This is a genomic window from Aestuariibaculum suncheonense (genome assembly GCF_014596935.1).
GTDB lineage: Bacteria > Bacteroidota > Bacteroidia > Flavobacteriales > Flavobacteriaceae > Aestuariibaculum > Aestuariibaculum suncheonense.
Genome location: NZ_JACVXC010000001.1, coordinates 216496 through 233148, shown reverse-complemented (window position 1 = coordinate 233148; position 16653 = coordinate 216496). Strand labels below are relative to the sequence as shown.

The following is a 16653-nucleotide window of genomic DNA, read 5'->3' as shown; positions in this document are numbered from 1 at the left end:
AGAGTTAGTTAATTTGCTATTTAACAGCAATTTAATGTTCACTAATTTACATTTTTTCTAATTAATATTTAAATTTGATTGAATCTTTATAACCAAAATAACGATAACATAACATTTTTATAATGAACAATTTTAAACGTGGATTCACTATTTTTTTATTGAGTATTTGTACGATAACCTTTGCACAATCTAAAAAAACCTTTAAAGTGCACACCATCGCCTTTTATAATCTGGAAAACTTATTCGACACCATCAACGATCCGAACAAATTTGATGAATCCAGCCCGATAATGGAATTAAAAACCAATCGTTCTGAAGTGTATAAAAAAAAGGTACAAAACATGGCTAAAGTTATTGCCGATATTGGCATGGAAGTTACCCACAACTCTCCAGCTATTATCGGGATTTCTGAAGTTGAAAACCGAGAAGTCATTGAAGATTTGGTTAACGACTCTCTTCTGCGTGATAAAGATTATGGTATTGTGCATTACCATTCTCCGGATGCCCGAGGTATCGATGTGGCTTTATTATATCAGAAAAAGCTATTTACGCCAACAGCATCAACTAGTAACGAGTTAAAAATTTATGATGATCAAAGTGGAAAACGCGTTTATACCAGAGATCAACTGGTGGTTAGTGGTCTGCTTGAAGACGACCCCATAAGCGTTATTGTCAACCACTGGCCATCGCGAAGTGGTGGTGAAGCCAGAAGCAGACCTAAACGTGAGGCTGCCGCAAAACTGACTAAACATTTAGTAGATTCGCTCCAGGTGATCAATCCGTATGCTAAAGTATTTATTATGGGCGATTTAAACGATGACCCCACCAACACCAGTATAAAAAAAATTTTAAAAGCCGAAAATGATCGTGATAAAATCAAACTGAAAGGCATTTATAATCCTTATGAAACTTTTTTTAAAGATGGCTTAGGCACCACAGCTTACAGAGATGCCTGGAGTTTGTTTGACCAAATTATGATGACTAAACCTTTGTTAGATAAAGACTATTCGTCATTCCGACTATATAAAGCCGGTATTTATAACAAGAATTATTTAATTGGGAATAAAGGCCAGTACAAAGGCTATCCGCTTCGTAGTTTTGCCAATGGTGGTTTTACCGATGGCTACAGCGACCATTTTCCGGTGTATGTTTATGTAATAAAAGAAGTCGATTTATAAATAAAAAAGGCAGCTAATAGCTGCCTTTTTATGTTTTTAACCTATCCAAGCATCCCAAGGAATTCTTGATAATAACAATACTAACCCAATAGTATAGAAAATGGCTATAGGTTTTAGTTTTGCCTGAGAGGTTAATTTCTTTTTATGTTTTGAATAGCCAATAGTAATCGCTGCTATCGCTAAAATATTCACTAAAGGATGTTCTACTAAATATAAACGTGCAAGCGGATTTTTCATAACCCCACCACCTAATTCACTCCACAATTCTAATCGAGGTGATACGACATAAAGTATCATACCAATTAATAATTGCGTGTGTGTTAAAATCAATGTAAAAAGCGCTAGTCTGAAATCTTTTGCTTCGTATTCTTTCTTACCAAATACTTTCATCAAAACATTTACAACTGTAATGATTAAAACAATAAACACCAAATATGCCCAATAGGAATGCAGGCTTTTTACAACTTCGTAGAACATGAAAATTATTTTTTAAATTAGAGTAACAAATGTACTAATTAAAAACATAAAAAACCCGCTTCAATTGAAGCGGGTTTTAGTTTATATCTTAGTAATTTAAAAAGAATACATAACACCAACTTGTAACTTCCAAGTTTCTCCAAAGAAATAATTATAATCGTAAGTTTTTGATAAATAACTACTATTAGACTGAGCAAAAGAAAACGTAGGCTCATTATTTGCATCTACACCTTCATATCTCAAAACTCTACCATTATTTGAGATATTATTGTTTTTAGTTATACCCCATTCAGAATTTAAAAGGTTTCCAACATTTAAAAAGTCTAAACTAAATTGTAATGTATGTTTAGTTTCCGCTACATTAAAATAGTACTCTCGTAACAATCTTAAATCAAACTTATGAACCCAAGGGCTACGAGCAGCATTAGCCTCGGCATATCCTCCTTTATTAGCTTTTAAATATTTATCTTGTTCCATAAAATTAAAGAATGCATCTTCATCTTCTGCGGTAATAAAATTAATATCCCCTTTAGCTTTAGGAATATAAATTAAATCAGAGGCAATACCATCACCATTCATATCATTTGAATAAACAAAACTATATCCGTTTGGAGAATATCCTGAATAAAATAAACTAACCAAGGTTGAAGACTTTAATGTGTTATTCCACCAAGGAATTTTATATGAAGCTGATCCGATTAACTTACTTGGCACAACATATTGTGAACGTTGAAGTTCTGGTAAATGCGGCCCATTTACCTGAACTAAGCCTGTGTATGCAGAAGCTGCGTTACTCCCTGGCATACCTGAAATTTCTTTTGACTCGGTGTATGTGTAAGCAGCCATTAATCTTAAATCTTCAATAGGTTCTGAATTTACCGTAATATTACCTATGGCCCCCCATCCTTTGCTTGTGTTAGATAATACATATGCATCTCTTGAAGTATACTCAATATCTGCACTTGCAGGGTATATATATCTGTTATCCGGACCTGAAAAACGCTCCCATGAAGCATCAGGCTTCATTAAATTATAATTTTTCAGCATTACACCATTAATGTTTTTAGTGTAAATACCCTCTACACTAACAGATAATGGAAAAGACACAGGAATTTCATAATCTAAAGCTAACGAAGATTTCCATACCTGAGGCATTTTAAAATTAGGATCAACACCGTTTACGTCTCTTGGCAAAACACCATCTTCAGGGGTAATTGTATTTGGTAAGTTTAACCTACTAATCATTTCATCTACATCAGTAATCATCGGCCCTGCTAAGCCTGCTAAAGCTGGATCGGCACTACTTACAGACCCATCAGAATTATATCTTGTAACTGCTGCATAACTTCCCTGTACCATACCCGAATTTGTTGGCATGTTTGTGAAGAATACTAATGGCAATCTTCCAGAAAAAATTCCTGTCCCACCACGAAGTTTCATACTTTGATCTCCTTTAATATCCCATATAAATCCGGCTCTTGGTGATATCTGAATATTAGCATCTGGCCACTTACCTGTATCGACTTTTCTACCTCCAAAATCTAAATCGTAAATAGCATTATTTCGAATAAGATTATCTTCATATTTCAAGTAATCTGCACGAATTCCTAAAGACAACTTAAAATTATTATTAACATTCCATTCATCCTGAGCGTAAATTCCAAATTGATTAAATGCTACTTCTGCGGCTGGATTTTTCTCTCCATTATACCCATAAGTTAGCGCGAAATCTCTTGGAGCTGCTTGGCTTAGAAAATCATCAATACTAGCATAACGATAATAGCCTGTACCATTTCTCATGTAAGAGTTGTTGGCCAATTGGTGTTCGTAACTTAAACCTCCTGTAATTTTATGGTTATCTAGATAATAGGTTAAATTATCTATTACAGTAAAAGTATTATTGTTAACAGCATTATTCCAAGTAAACAACTCATATCCAGCCGACATATAAGGCTCTAGAATTTGCTCCCCAGTTGTTGTTACACCATTCATTATATCAATAAATGGGAACGGAGAAGAATTTGTTCCACGAGCATCTTGAATTTTAGAATACGTAACTAAGAACTGATTTGAAAGCTTATCTGAAAATCTACTATTTAAATCTAAAGACAAAGAATTCACAAGATTATCCATAGAATAGATTGAATTAGAAAAAGCCATAGAGTATTGCGAAATACGATCCATGTTTCTATTTCGGAAACCTGCATCTGTTGAATTTCCATTTGTAGGATTCCAACCTTGGTTTTTAGTGTAATTATATCGTGCACTTAACTTATGTGCATCGTTAATATTCCAGTCTACTCTAACTAAAAGTTTTTTGTTAGTTTCATCTGCTGGATAATCATTATATGATCCTGGATCATAACCATAATTATCTATTAAATGTTGTCTTACTCTTTCCATATCTGCAATACTAGTACGGGAAAGCGACAAATCTAAATCGGCTACCCCATCGTCTGAAGGTCTCCAGTTAACCACTTGCCCTGGTTGAACCACAGACTCTGCGTTAACGAAAAAGAATAGTTTATTTTTAATAATTGGTCCACCAAAAGTTGCACCATAAGTTGAAGTTGATGCTTCTGGTCGTTCACCAAAATCTGTGTCGCCTATTCTGTTACCTCGCATATCTTGATTTGTGTAATATGTATAAGCAGAACCTTTAAATTTATTCGTTCCAGATTTAGTAATTGCATTAATACCACCTCCAATAAAATTTGTCTGACGAACATCAAAAGGAGCAATCACTACCTGAACCTCCTCTATAGCATTTATTGAAATAGGATTTCCACCTCCAGGTAAACTAGAGCTTAAACCAAAATTATTATTAAAGTTAGCCCCATCTATTGTAAAATTAGTTGAACGCCCATCTCCTCCTGCCATACTCATACCATTAGCATAAGGTGACACTCGAGCCATGTCAGAAATACTTCTGTTAATAGTTGGCAAAGACGTCATTTGCTCACTAGAAATGTTAGTTGTTGCTCCTGTTTTTTCAGTTGAAAATTTTGTTCTTTTAGCAGAAATAACCACTTGATCTAACGAAACATTTTCTTCCGTTAAAACCACGTCGTGAACATAGGCAGCACCTAAACCAATTGTGATATTATTGGTCACATTAGTACCATACCCTACAAAAGAAACTTCTACGGTGTACGGTCCTCCTACACGCATACCTGGTAAGTTATAACGTCCCTCTCCATTTGTAATAGCTCCATACCTGGTCCCTGATGGTGTATGCGTTGCAACAACATTCGCCCCCATAACAGGCCCCAGATTATCTGTAACTCGTCCACTCATACTAGACGTAGTTACCTGAGCCATCATAATTGTAGTAAACAAGAATACTACAGTTAACAATAAAAAATGTAAACTTTTTTTCATAATTAATTATTTGAATTAGTCGTCGTAAAAATACGTATAATCAGAAAACATTCATTACCAACATGTTAAATATCTTGGCGAATTATTGATAAAAAAAACGCATCATTATTAAATATAATGATGCGTTTTTTAACTTTTTATAAGAATATCTCTGTGTTTTACAACATTCCTTTATAATAATTTAACAAATTTTGAGTTGAGGAATCATGTGCTGAATCCGCGTTATTGTTAAATTCATGTAAAATTTTGTTTGCTAATTGTTTACCTAATTCTACCCCAAACTGATCGTAGCTAAAAATATTCCAGATAATACCCTGAACAAATATTTTATGCTCGTACATGGCGATTAACTTTCCTAAACTTTCTGGTGACAACCTGTTAATAAAGATGGTATTGGTTGGTTTATTACCCTCAAATACCTTAAAGGGTACTAAACTTTCGGCGGTTCCTTCAGCTAAAACTTCTGCTTTTGTTTTTCCATTCAATAAAGCTTCGGTTTGTGCAAAAAAGTTAGACATTAATTTATCCTGATGATCTTTATTATTGTGTAACGATTGCGCAAAACCTATAAAATCGGCAGGAATTAATTTAGTTCCTTGGTGAATTAACTGAAAAAAGGCATGCTGCGCATTGGTTCCCGGTTCTCCCCAGATAATCGTTCCGGTTTGGTAATCGATAGAGTTTCCGTTTCTATCGATACTTTTTCCGTTACTTTCCATAATACCCTGTTGCAAATAGGTCGCAAACTGATTTAAGTACTGTGAATACGGAATAATCGCTTCACTTTCGGCTTTAAAGAAGTTGTTATACCAAACACTAATTAAAGCTAAAACTACCGGGATATTTTGACTGAAATCTTCATTTTTAAAATGCTCATCCATTTTATGAGCGCCTTTCAACAGGTTTTCAAAATTGTTATATCCGATAGATAAACTAATCGACAACCCTACCGCACTCCACAATGAAAAACGGCCACCAACCCAATCCCACATTGGGAAAATATTATTCTCGTCAATACCAAAAGCTTTTACATTAGCTATATTGGTCGACACTGCAACAAAATGATCTGCAATAGCTGATTCTTCGGCTGATTTTAAAAACCAGGATTTTATAGTATTCGCATTTGAAAGTGTTTCCTGAGTTGTGAATGTTTTAGAAACAATAACAAAAAGTGTAGTTTCCGAATTTAGTTTTTTAATCACTTCATTAACATGATCGCCATCTACATTACTTACGAAATGTGTGGTTAAGTGATTTTTATAGTACTGTAGTGAGTCTACAACCATGGCAGGTCCTAAATCTGATCCGCCAATACCAATATTTACAATATCGGTAAAGGTTTTTCCGGTGTACCCTGTTCTGTGTCCGTTTACAACTTCGTTGGTAAACTTTTCAATCTTTTTCTTTACTTCATATATTTCAGACATCACATTAACCCCGTCTACCTTAAAATCGGCAGATTCTGATGCGCGAAGTGCCATGTGCAATACCGCACGACCTTCGGTTTGATTAATAATTTCACCTGAAAACTGACTGTTTATAGCTTCTTTTAATTTTACCTCATCGGCTAACTCTAACAAATACTTTAGGGTTTCTTCGGTTATTCTGTTTTTTGAATAATCTACATAAAAATCATCCCATTTAATAGTGAATTTATTTGCGCGCTCTTCATCCTGAGCAAACAAATCTTTCATGTGTACATCACTAATGGTTTTAAAGTGTTCTTGAAGTTTTTTCCAAGATGTAGTTTCGGTTGGATTAATGTTTGGTAATGCCATAACTATTAAGTTGCTTGTGTAATTACAGTTTGTGCTGGTTCGTCAACCTCACTTTTTTGAGGTTTAAAGTTTGTATTATCGAGTTGATACTTTATTGGTTTTATAAACTCTAAAAATTCTGTTTTTAAACTGTCGGCAATAGGCTCGGCTTCCGGTAATTTTTGCTTAAACGGATCGACCTGTACGCCATTTTTCCAAAAGCGGTAACACACGTGCGGCCCTGAAGTATTTCCAGTCATTCCAACCCAACCAATCACATCACCCTGTTTCACATAATCGCCCGGTTTCACATTGCGTTTTTGCATATGCAAATACTGTGTTTCATACGTACTGTTATGCCTTATTTTTACATAATTTCCATTACCTCCTGTGTAACTTGACTTCGTTACTTTGCCATTGGCTGTAGCCACAATTGGTGTTCCAATATTAGCAGCAAAATCGGTTCCTTTGTGCGGACGCACTTTATTGCCATACAAAGCAATTCTTCGGTTTAAGTTATAACGCGAAGAAATTCGCTTATACTCCACAGGCGCTTTTAGGAAAGCCCTACGCAGCGTTTTTGCTTCTTCATTATAGAAATCGGTTAAACCTTTAACACTATCCGTTTTAAACCTGAAAGCATAGAACGGTTCGTTATTATGCTCAAAATAAGCTGCCTTAATTCTGTTTATTCCAGCATAAATGGTATCATCAATATATTTATCGGTGTAAATCACTTTAAAACGATCACCTTTTTGAAGCCTTGTAAAATCGATGGTCCAGGCATAGATATCAGACATTTTATAAGCTAAAACCAAACTTAAACCATCATCGTCTAAAGTTTGAGAAATATTACTATTAATAACGCCTGTATATATCTTTTCGACATACTTTATTGGTTTTCTGCTCGAATACGCATGAATAGAATCTTTAAAACTCACCACAACATACTCTTCTACATTGGGCTGGTAAATAAATTTCTCTGGAATTTCTAAAGAGTCTTTAGAGCATAATAATGTGTAAGGTCTTCCTTTTTGTAAATAACGTGCGATATCGTAAGTTTCCTTGGCTGCTTCAGCAATATGAAAAATTTGAGGATAGCCTATTTTGTTTCGTTCTAAAATCTGTCCAAAACTCTCTCCCCCTTTTACCGTATCTCTTTTAACCACATAATCGTCTAAATTAAATCCGAATTCAATGTGCTCCTTTGGCTCAACTATGGCTAATTCAGGTTTGTCTACTACTACTTCTTTTTCTTTGTCTTTACAGCTTAAAAACCCTAAGGCTAATAGCGGTATAATTGTTAAATATCTGTTCCCCAATTTTCTTTTTCTTTCTCTGTCCATAACTCCGGAAAAAATATTCTCTTTTGATATTTCGGGTGCATGTATTTTACCCATTCACTTCCTCCTGTTGCTTCGGCGGTCTTTCCGCCAATATTTAAATAATGATTTGCTGTATTATAATGCGCCATAACCCATTTAATATTAACGGTATAATCGTAATGACGCATAGCTTTTATTAACGCTTCATTTTCACGCGCTTCTTTTGGAAGCGCCTTGTATTTCGCGTATAAATTGTTTTTAAAATAAAATTTGGTAAATCTAATGAATTCGTCTTTGTATTTTTCTTCAAAAACTGTTAAAGTATAACTCTTTTTACCTGTTTTATAGTCTTTCCCTGCGGCTTGCCAATACAAATGTTCGAAAGCATTCTCATAAGACGAGTTTCTGTCGATAGTATCTCTAAAACGCTTATCAATCAAATTGATTAATTCGGTAGAAGCAAACTCAATTTTTCGGTATTGCGCACTTTGAAAACCGCTGGCCGGCGTTAAAGTTTTTCTAAACTGATTGTATTGTTCTATATCCATGCCGTCTTTCATAATGCTGAAAGACGAAGTAAGCATATCGAAATACCGACTTATGCGCATGATTTTAGTGGTATAGAAATCAGCTTCAACCTTTTTGGTTTTTGCCACCTGATCGATTTCCCACAGTATCATCTTGAACAACAATTCGTTGACCTGATGATACATGATAAACACCATTTCATCCTTAAAAGTAGTACGCTGCACCTGAAGATTCAGCAAAGCATCAGTTTGTATATAATCCCAATAATTTAAAGGCTTACTCTGCAATAAACCTTCCAGATAATCTTCGACATCCTGGTCTATAGCTTCATATTTTTCTTTAAGTTCTTTGGTGATTTTTGATTTCAAATTGCTTTCTTATTAATCTACAATAATTTTAAATGAATGCTTTAAACCTTTATACGCTTCCAAATCTGCCCGTAAAGACCCTACAGCTAAGTCTGCCTTGATTCGCAAAGGTACTTTATTTTTATCTTTTGAAACCCAAAGGGTTAAACTTTCTTCCTCTTTAAACACTCGACCTGCCATTACATAAGGCCTGAATTTTAACGAGCGTACTCTACCAAAATCAGTTTCAATAGTTTCTTCTCCTAAGTACTTTAATTTAAAACCGTAGTTTTCTTCATCGAAAAACATATCGGTTCTAATTTCCTGTCCTACTTTTAACGATTTGATATCAATATTATCACGCAAATAATAATAAGTTGATACCATATCCTGAACATTTACTGGCGTATCAAATACCCGTTTTGTATTGTGTCTTTTATTGAAAACATGCGCCTTATTCGCAGTTTGATCAAAATTAATTTCAATGTCTTTAATATGCCCACCTTCATCTATTTTACGAATAAACTTATATGGTTTAATGGCTTGCTTATCGAAATAACTTTCATACAAATCTTCAACCCGAAAAAACCATTTTATCATTCCGGTTGTCCAGCCCTTTCCTACCACATGATACACGTCTTTTCCATCTAATTTAGTATCCTTAACCGTAAGTGTGGCGTTTCCTGCCTTTAAAAATCCACTATAACTCATTTTAAATTTAAACCATTCACCATCACCAAAAGAGGATTCCTGCTGTGCTTGTGATAACGGTGTTGTTAAAATGACTGATAATATGAGTAGAATTTTTTTCATGAGATTCGGGTGCATGTAATTTAACTTTCTAACGACAGTTTTATTGTTTTTTAATTAGGGAATTACAATTACTATTCCAAAAATATAAAAATTAGTTGTACCCCCTGTGAATTTAAGAAGAGCTTTAGGTTAAATTGTTACATGAAAACATAAAAAAAGCTATCAAATAAATGATAGCTTTTTCATCAAACTTAAAATTATAATTAAAGCGTCCCTCTGTTGGCCTGTTCTCTCTCTATAGATTCGAATAAGGCTTTAAAATTTCCTGCTCCGAATCCTTTAGCGCCCATACGCTGAATGATTTCGAAAAACAGTGTTGGTCTGTCTTCAACCGGCTTGGTAAAAATCTGTAACAAATATCCTTCTTCATCGGCGTCAATCATGATCCCTAAACGTTTCAAGGTTTCAATATCTTCTCTTAACTCATGGTCATGCGCCTGTAAACGCTCTGGTACTGCCTGATAATAAGCTTCGGGAGGCGTTGATAAGAACTCGACACCTCTAGCTCTTAAACTGGAAACTGTACTTATGATATCATCAGTCGCCACAGCTATATGTTGTACACCGGCACCTTCGTAAAAATCTAAATACTCCTCAATTTGTGATTTTTTCTTGCCTTCGGCAGGTTCATTAATCGGAAATTTAATCCGACCGTTACCGTTACTCATTACCTTGCTCATTAACGCCGAATATTCTGTATGAATTTGTTTATCGTCAAATGACAGGAAGTTTTCAAACCCCATAACATCTTCGTACCACTTTACCCAAGTATTCATTTGATTCCAGCCCACATTACCTACCATATGATCGATGTACTTTAATCCTACCGGTTCTGGATTATATTCTGATTTCCATTCGCGGAATCCCGGCATAAAAGTCCCATTATAATTTTTACGCTCAACAAACATATGAACTGTTTCGCCATAGGTATAAATTCCAGAACGCACCACTTCGCCATGTTCATCGGTTTCAACCGTTGGTTCCATATATGATTTAGCACCTCTACTAGTCGTTTCTTCATAAGCTTTTCTAGCATCTTCTACCCAAAGCGCTACCACTTTCACACCATCACCATGCTTTACAATATGGTCGTTTATTGGTGATTTGCTATTTAGAGGTGTGGTTAGCACCAACTTGATTTTATCTTGTTTTAAAACATAACTTACGGTTTCTCTCGATCCGGTTTCTAACCCTTTGTAGGCATATGACTGAAACCCGAAAGCCGTCTTGTAAAAGTGAGCGGCCTGTTTGGCATTACCCACATAAAATTCTACGTAATCTGTTCCAAGAAGCGGAAGGAAGTCTTTTGCCCCTTTAAATATTTTTTCTAAACCGTAATCTACGGATTTGATGTCTTTGCTCATTGTTTTAATCTTTACAATTTATGCGTTTAATTTAGTTTTGGTTATCTCTATTCTAACCAGGATTTATAATAATCTTCATCGGCTATTTTCATAGCTTCCTCGGTAACCATCAAAGGCTTAAAAGTATCAACCATTACAGCCAACTCTTCAGTTTCAGATTTACCAATACTGCGTTCTGTAGCTCCCGGATGCGGACCATGCGGTATACCCGCTGGGTGTAACGAAATATGGCCAGCTTCAATATCGTTTCGACTCATAAAATCGCCATCAACATAATACAACACCTCATCGCTGTCAATATTACTGTGATTATAAGGGGCTGGAATAGCCTGCGGATGGTAATCGTACAGTCGTGGCACAAAACTACACACTACAAAAGCATCGGTCTCAAAGGTTTGGTGCACTGGTGGTGGTTGATGTACACGACCAGTAATAGGTTCGAAATCATGAATAGAAAAGGCATACGGATAATTATATCCGTCATAACCAACCACATCGAACGGATGTGTGGCATAAACCATTTCTATAATCTCTCCCTGTTTTTTCACTTTCATTAAAAAGTCGCCGGTTTCATTATACGTTTCCAGTTCTTCAGGACGCCTGATATCGCGCTCACAAAATGGTGAATGCTCTAATAATTGTCCAAACCAGTTTCTATAGCGTTTTGGCGTATAAATTGGTCGGTGTGATTCGACAATAAATAAACGATTATCTTCAGTATCAAAATCCATTTTATAAATGATTCCTCTTGGAATCAATAAATAATCACCATACTTGAAATCGAGATTTCCCAACATGGTTCTTAGTTTTCCTGAACCTTTATGAATAAAAATCAGCTCATCGGCATCAGTATTTTTATAAAAATAGTCTTTGGTTGATTGTTGTGGAGCTGCCAAAATAATGGCACAATCGTTATTAACTAAAACAGTTTTCCGACTTTCAAGATAATCCATTTCGGGTTTTACTTGAAAACCTCTAAAACGGTAGGATTGAATATTATTAGATTTAGCAATTTTAGGAGCAACACTGTATTGCTTTTTAATCGCTTTCACCTGCGTTGGACGCTGTTCGTGATAACTATTTGTAGACATTCCGTCGAAACCAATAGTACCAAACAATTGCTCGTAATATAAAGAACCATCCGGCTTTCTAAATTGCGTGTGACGCTTATGCGGAATGCTTCCTAATTTATGATAAAAAGGCATTTTTTATAAGTTTATAATTAAAAATTGAAAAGATGTAAGTTTATTAATTAAACTTTACATGAACACAGAGACACAACCTCTCGCTCACTCAGGATTTCTCTTGATGAGGAAGTGTAGAAACAGTAATAAGTCTTGCCAAAATATCTGCATAGCTTTACAAATATCGCAAAAAAAAGATAGAAAAAATAACTATTTACCAGTTTTAAAACCAAAAACCAACATTAAAATACCATTTGCTGTGTTTTAATTCTGGAGAGTAACTGTATTTCACCTGAATAGGCCCCAAAAAAGTATCGACAGAATAACCCAAGGCATAGCCGCTATAATCGGGCAAAGTAAACCATTCACCGGTGTCAAAAATATCGTCCTCTATGTTCGCGAAGTTCCCTTCCAAACTAATGTAATGCTTTTTAAACACCTCATAGTTTGCAGTAAAAGTCGCCTTAACAAAACTATTACCAGTTAATTCAATAAAATCATACCCTAAAAATGGTGATAGATTATTAATGAAATTGTTCCCATAGCCTCCCAAAGCAAAGTCTAAGGAATTAGTTGACTTATCACCTACTTTAAACCCTCCACTAGACTGAATATTAAACGCAAGTTTATTAGAAACACTAAAAGCATAGCCCATATCAGCCTTTGCTATAGTAAAATCATCGAAATCTTCATTAAAACTCGAAGCCCACAAATACATATGCAAATCGCCATCAAAATACAATCCTCGTTTCGGAAAGTATTTGTTATCATAAGTATCCAATTTAAGTTTACCAAACACACTCAAATAATCGGTGCTTTCAAAAACGGCTTCTCTTTGCTGATTATCGACTAACAAGGTTTCTGACTTCATTTCCAACCTCTTATGCTCCATCCCCATACTCAACGCAAAATCTTTTCTGAATAACGTTTGTACATAAATTTGATTTGTTTGATCTTCCAGACTTGTTTCAATTTTATTCAAATCCTGCTCAACAATAAATTCATTATCCAACAACAATTGAGCATTGATACTCTTATTAAATTGATTGAATCGTGACTTCACTCCTATACTCCAGTAAAATCCCTTGTCGATAAAATACTCAAAATTATAACGCACGTTATCTCCTAAAATAAAATCAAAAGAAGCCAGATCGTTATCGAAAAACAATCGCTTTTTAGTTAAATTAATTAAGGCGGCACTTTTATACAATTCATCGTAATGCAACCCAAGTTTTAAAAAAGTCGTCGCTTTGGTCTCCTGAAGGTAAGTCACCAAATCATACCCATTGGTTCCCGGACGTTTTTTTAGTTTGTATTCAAAAGAATCAAAATTATTAGTAGCTATTAAATTGTTGATTCCTTGATTAAACTTGGCATAACTTACCGTTTCATTATTTTTTAATTTCAGTTTTCCAAGTACATAAGCCCTGGTATATTTATCATTTCCTCTTACGACAATACTTTTAATAGCTATTGAATCCTGGGCTGAAATTTTCACTTTTGAACCATGTGGAACATTTGTTGATTTCACCAGTTTTTTTAAATCTGCTTCTTTAGCCAAAGCCGCCTGAACCCCATTTTCAATAATACTACTGCCTTCATCAAACGACACGACCGTATATTCCTTTATATCCGGTTTTATATAAACATCTGTCTTTTTTCCCTTCAACTTCATATCGTTAATAGTTCGGAAATTATTGATTTGAAGCAAAATATCTAAAGCCGAAGACAGCTCTTCTCTGGTTGCCAGGCCATCCTGGACATCTACACCAATAATGACATCCATACCCTTTGCGCGCAACTCATCAATAGGATAATTATTTACAACACCCCCATCTATGAGCACCTTATTATTTCTGGTTACTGGTTGAAACAACGAAGGTAACGCTGCACTAGCCATCACTGACTGCGCCAGATTCCCCTGATCTAAAACCACTTGCTGACCAGTTTCTACATTGGTTGCGATACAGAAAAACGGAATTGGCAGCCTAGAGAAATCTTCAGTTTCATTAGCATGTAAGGTCAACTTCGCTATCAGATTATAGGTGTTTTGTCCTCGCGACAAGGCTGATGGTAATTTTATTTTTAAATTCTCAAACGGTAAGGTTACCGCGTACTTTTCAGAATTATTTCGTTCAAAAAATGCCTTCGAGGATCTTGGAATATCGTCATTAATTAATTTATCGAAATCTATTTCTCTAAAAACAGAATCCAATTGTTTTCCGGTATAACCGGAAGCATATAATCCACCAACCACAGCACCCATGCTGGTCCCGGCAATATAATCAACTTTAACGCCTAAACTATCTAAAACCTTTAAAACACCAATATGCGCCAAGCCTTTCGCGCCACCACCACTAAGTACAAGTCCCACTTTAAAATCTTCCTTTTGCAGGTCTTGCGAAAATCCTGCAAAACAACAAAAAAGAAAACATACTATTAAAATGGATCTCATATTAAACTAATTATTATGGTAATAGTTATAAATTTTTTCGGCTCTTGAAGTTCCTACTACAGCTTCCAGCTCATCAAGCTTGGCATTAGCAACGCGTTTTACCGATTTGAAATGCTTTAATAAATCTACGATTGTTTTTTCACCTATCCCAGAAATAGTTTCAAGTTCTGTATTTAAAGCATTTTTACTACGGCGGTTACGGTGATGTTCAATTCCGAAACGATGAGCTTCGTTACGTAACTGCTGAATAACTTTTAAACTTTCACTCTTTTTATCGAGATATAAGGGAATAGGATCGCCTGGGTAAAATAGTTCTTCCAAACGTTTTGCAATACCAATTATGGCTATTTTCCCTCTTAAACCTAAAACGTCCAGACTTTTCAAAGCCGAACCTAGCTGCCCTTTACCTCCATCGATAATTATGAGTTGTGGCAAAGGTTGATCTTCATCTAACAAACGCTTATAGCGACGATACACAACTTCTTCCATTGACGCAAAATCGTCAGGGCCTTCAACTGTTTTGATATTAAAATGGCGATAGTCCTTCTTGCTCGGCTTTCCGTTTTTAAAGACAACACAAGCTGCCACAGGATTGGTTCCCTGAATGTTCGAGTTATCGAAACATTCTATATGTCGTGGTTCTTCATGTAAACGTAAATCAGCTTTCATTTGCGCCATGATTCTGTTGGCATGCCTGTCCGGATCTGTAATTTTAATTTGTTTGAAACGTTCCATGCGATAATATTTCGCATTTCGGACGGATAAATCAAGAATATGTTTTTTATCCCCAAGTTTCGGAATGGTAACTTTTATGTCTTCACCTAAATCGACTTGAAAAGGCACGTAGATTTCTCTGGATTTTGAATTGAAACGCTGTCTGATTTCCGTTATGGCTAATTCAAGCAATTCTAAATCGCTTTCATCCAGTTTCTTCTTAATTTCCAGCGTATGCGAACGAATAATTGATCCGTAAGATATTTGCAAAAAATTGACATAACCATAGCCCTCGTCACTCACAATGGAAAACACATCTACATTGCTGATTTTTGGATTCACGATGGTAGACTTCGCCTGATAATTTTCTAAAACTTCTATTTTTTCTTTGATACGTTGCGCTTCTTCAAACTGCATTTCGGCGGCATAGGCATTCATCTGAACTCGAAACTGATTGAGAGAATCTTTAAAATTTCCTTTTAAAATTTCCTTGATGTCCTGAATATGTTCGCGGTAAACTTCTTCGCTTTCGTAACCTTCACAAGGTCCTTTACAGTTTCCTAAATGGTATTCCAAACACACTTTATACTTACCCGCATCTATTTTTTCTTCCGACAAATCGTAATTACAAGTACGTAACGAGTACAATCCTTTTATTAAATCCAGTAATGTAGAGACTGTTTTCATGCTCGTATACGGCCCAAAATATTCACTACCATCTTTAAACACGCGACGGGTTGAAAATACTCTAGGGAACCGCTCTTTTTTAATACAAATCCAGGGATAGGATTTATCATCTTTCAACATCACATTATACCTTGGCTGATACTTTTTAATTAAATTGTTTTCCAACAACAATGCATCGGTTTCGGTTTCTACAACAATATGTTTAATGCTTGCTATCTTTTTTACCAGTACTCGTGTTTTGCCATTATCATGCGTTTTGGTAAAATACGAACTTACACGTTTCTTTAAATCCTTGGCTTTACCTACGTAAATAATGGTTCCGTTAGCATCGTAATACTGGTAAACCCCGGGCTGATTTGGCAGGGTTTTTAATTGTATTTCTAGAGCAGGTTTATCCATCAATTCAAAGGTAATTATTTAATTTTTTATTGATAAAATTCACT

11 protein-coding genes are annotated in these 16653 nt (G+C 35.3%); 1 reads left to right on the top strand and 10 read right to left on the bottom strand.

Annotation, left to right across the window (positions count from 1 at the left end):
• Positions 1–122 precede the first annotated feature (122 nt).
• Positions 123–1178: an endonuclease/exonuclease/phosphatase family protein gene (locus ICJ84_RS00975; protein ID WP_188214492.1), complete on the top strand. Its 1056-nt coding sequence runs from the start codon at positions 123–125 to the stop codon at positions 1176–1178.
• A gap of 36 nt (positions 1179–1214) precedes the next feature.
• On the opposite strand, the gene ICJ84_RS00970 is transcribed toward ICJ84_RS00975, so the two are convergent.
• The 10 genes from ICJ84_RS00970 to uvrC form a co-directional block, all read right to left on the bottom strand.
• On the bottom strand, positions 1215–1655 hold the full coding sequence (locus ICJ84_RS00970; protein ID WP_188214491.1) for a hypothetical protein: 441 nt from the start codon (positions 1653–1655) through the stop codon (positions 1215–1217).
• A 96-nt stretch (positions 1656–1751) separates the two neighbouring features.
• Positions 1752–5036 (bottom strand): TonB-dependent receptor, encoded by a 3285-nt coding sequence (locus tag ICJ84_RS00965; protein ID WP_188214490.1) that lies wholly within the window; start codon positions 5034–5036, stop codon positions 1752–1754.
• 158 nt (positions 5037–5194) lie between these two features.
• Positions 5195–6814 (bottom strand): glucose-6-phosphate isomerase, encoded by a 1620-nt coding sequence (gene pgi, locus ICJ84_RS00960; RefSeq protein WP_188214489.1) that lies wholly within the window; start codon positions 6812–6814, stop codon positions 5195–5197.
• Between the two features lie 5 nt (positions 6815–6819).
• Positions 6820–8139, bottom strand: coding sequence for a peptidoglycan DD-metalloendopeptidase family protein (locus tag ICJ84_RS00955; RefSeq protein ID WP_188214488.1), 1320 nt, complete (start codon positions 8137–8139; stop codon positions 6820–6822).
• Positions 8097–9014: a tryptophan 2,3-dioxygenase family protein gene (locus ICJ84_RS00950; protein WP_188214487.1), complete on the bottom strand. Its 918-nt coding sequence runs from the start codon at positions 9012–9014 to the stop codon at positions 8097–8099. Before ICJ84_RS00950 ends, ICJ84_RS00955 begins: the two co-directional genes overlap by 43 nt.
• A gap of 12 nt (positions 9015–9026) precedes the next feature.
• Positions 9027–9806, bottom strand: coding sequence for a DUF3108 domain-containing protein (locus tag ICJ84_RS00945; protein ID WP_188214486.1), 780 nt, complete (start codon positions 9804–9806; stop codon positions 9027–9029).
• Between the two features lie 203 nt (positions 9807–10009).
• Positions 10010–11170 (bottom strand): 4-hydroxyphenylpyruvate dioxygenase, encoded by a 1161-nt coding sequence (gene hppD / locus ICJ84_RS00940; protein ID WP_188214485.1) that lies wholly within the window; start codon positions 11168–11170, stop codon positions 10010–10012.
• Positions 11171–11217: 47 nt separating this feature from the next.
• Positions 11218–12375: a homogentisate 1,2-dioxygenase gene (locus ICJ84_RS00935; protein WP_188214484.1), complete on the bottom strand. Its 1158-nt coding sequence runs from the start codon at positions 12373–12375 to the stop codon at positions 11218–11220.
• Positions 12376–12577: 202 nt separating this feature from the next.
• Entirely contained in the window at positions 12578–14809 is a 2232-nt protein-coding gene (locus ICJ84_RS00930; RefSeq protein WP_188214483.1) for a patatin-like phospholipase family protein, read from the bottom strand.
• A 6-nt stretch (positions 14810–14815) separates the two neighbouring features.
• Complete coding sequence (gene uvrC, locus ICJ84_RS00925; protein ID WP_188214482.1) at positions 14816–16609, bottom strand: excinuclease ABC subunit UvrC; 1794 nt, start codon at positions 16607–16609, stop codon at positions 14816–14818.
• Between the last annotated feature and the right edge of the window lie 44 nt (positions 16610–16653).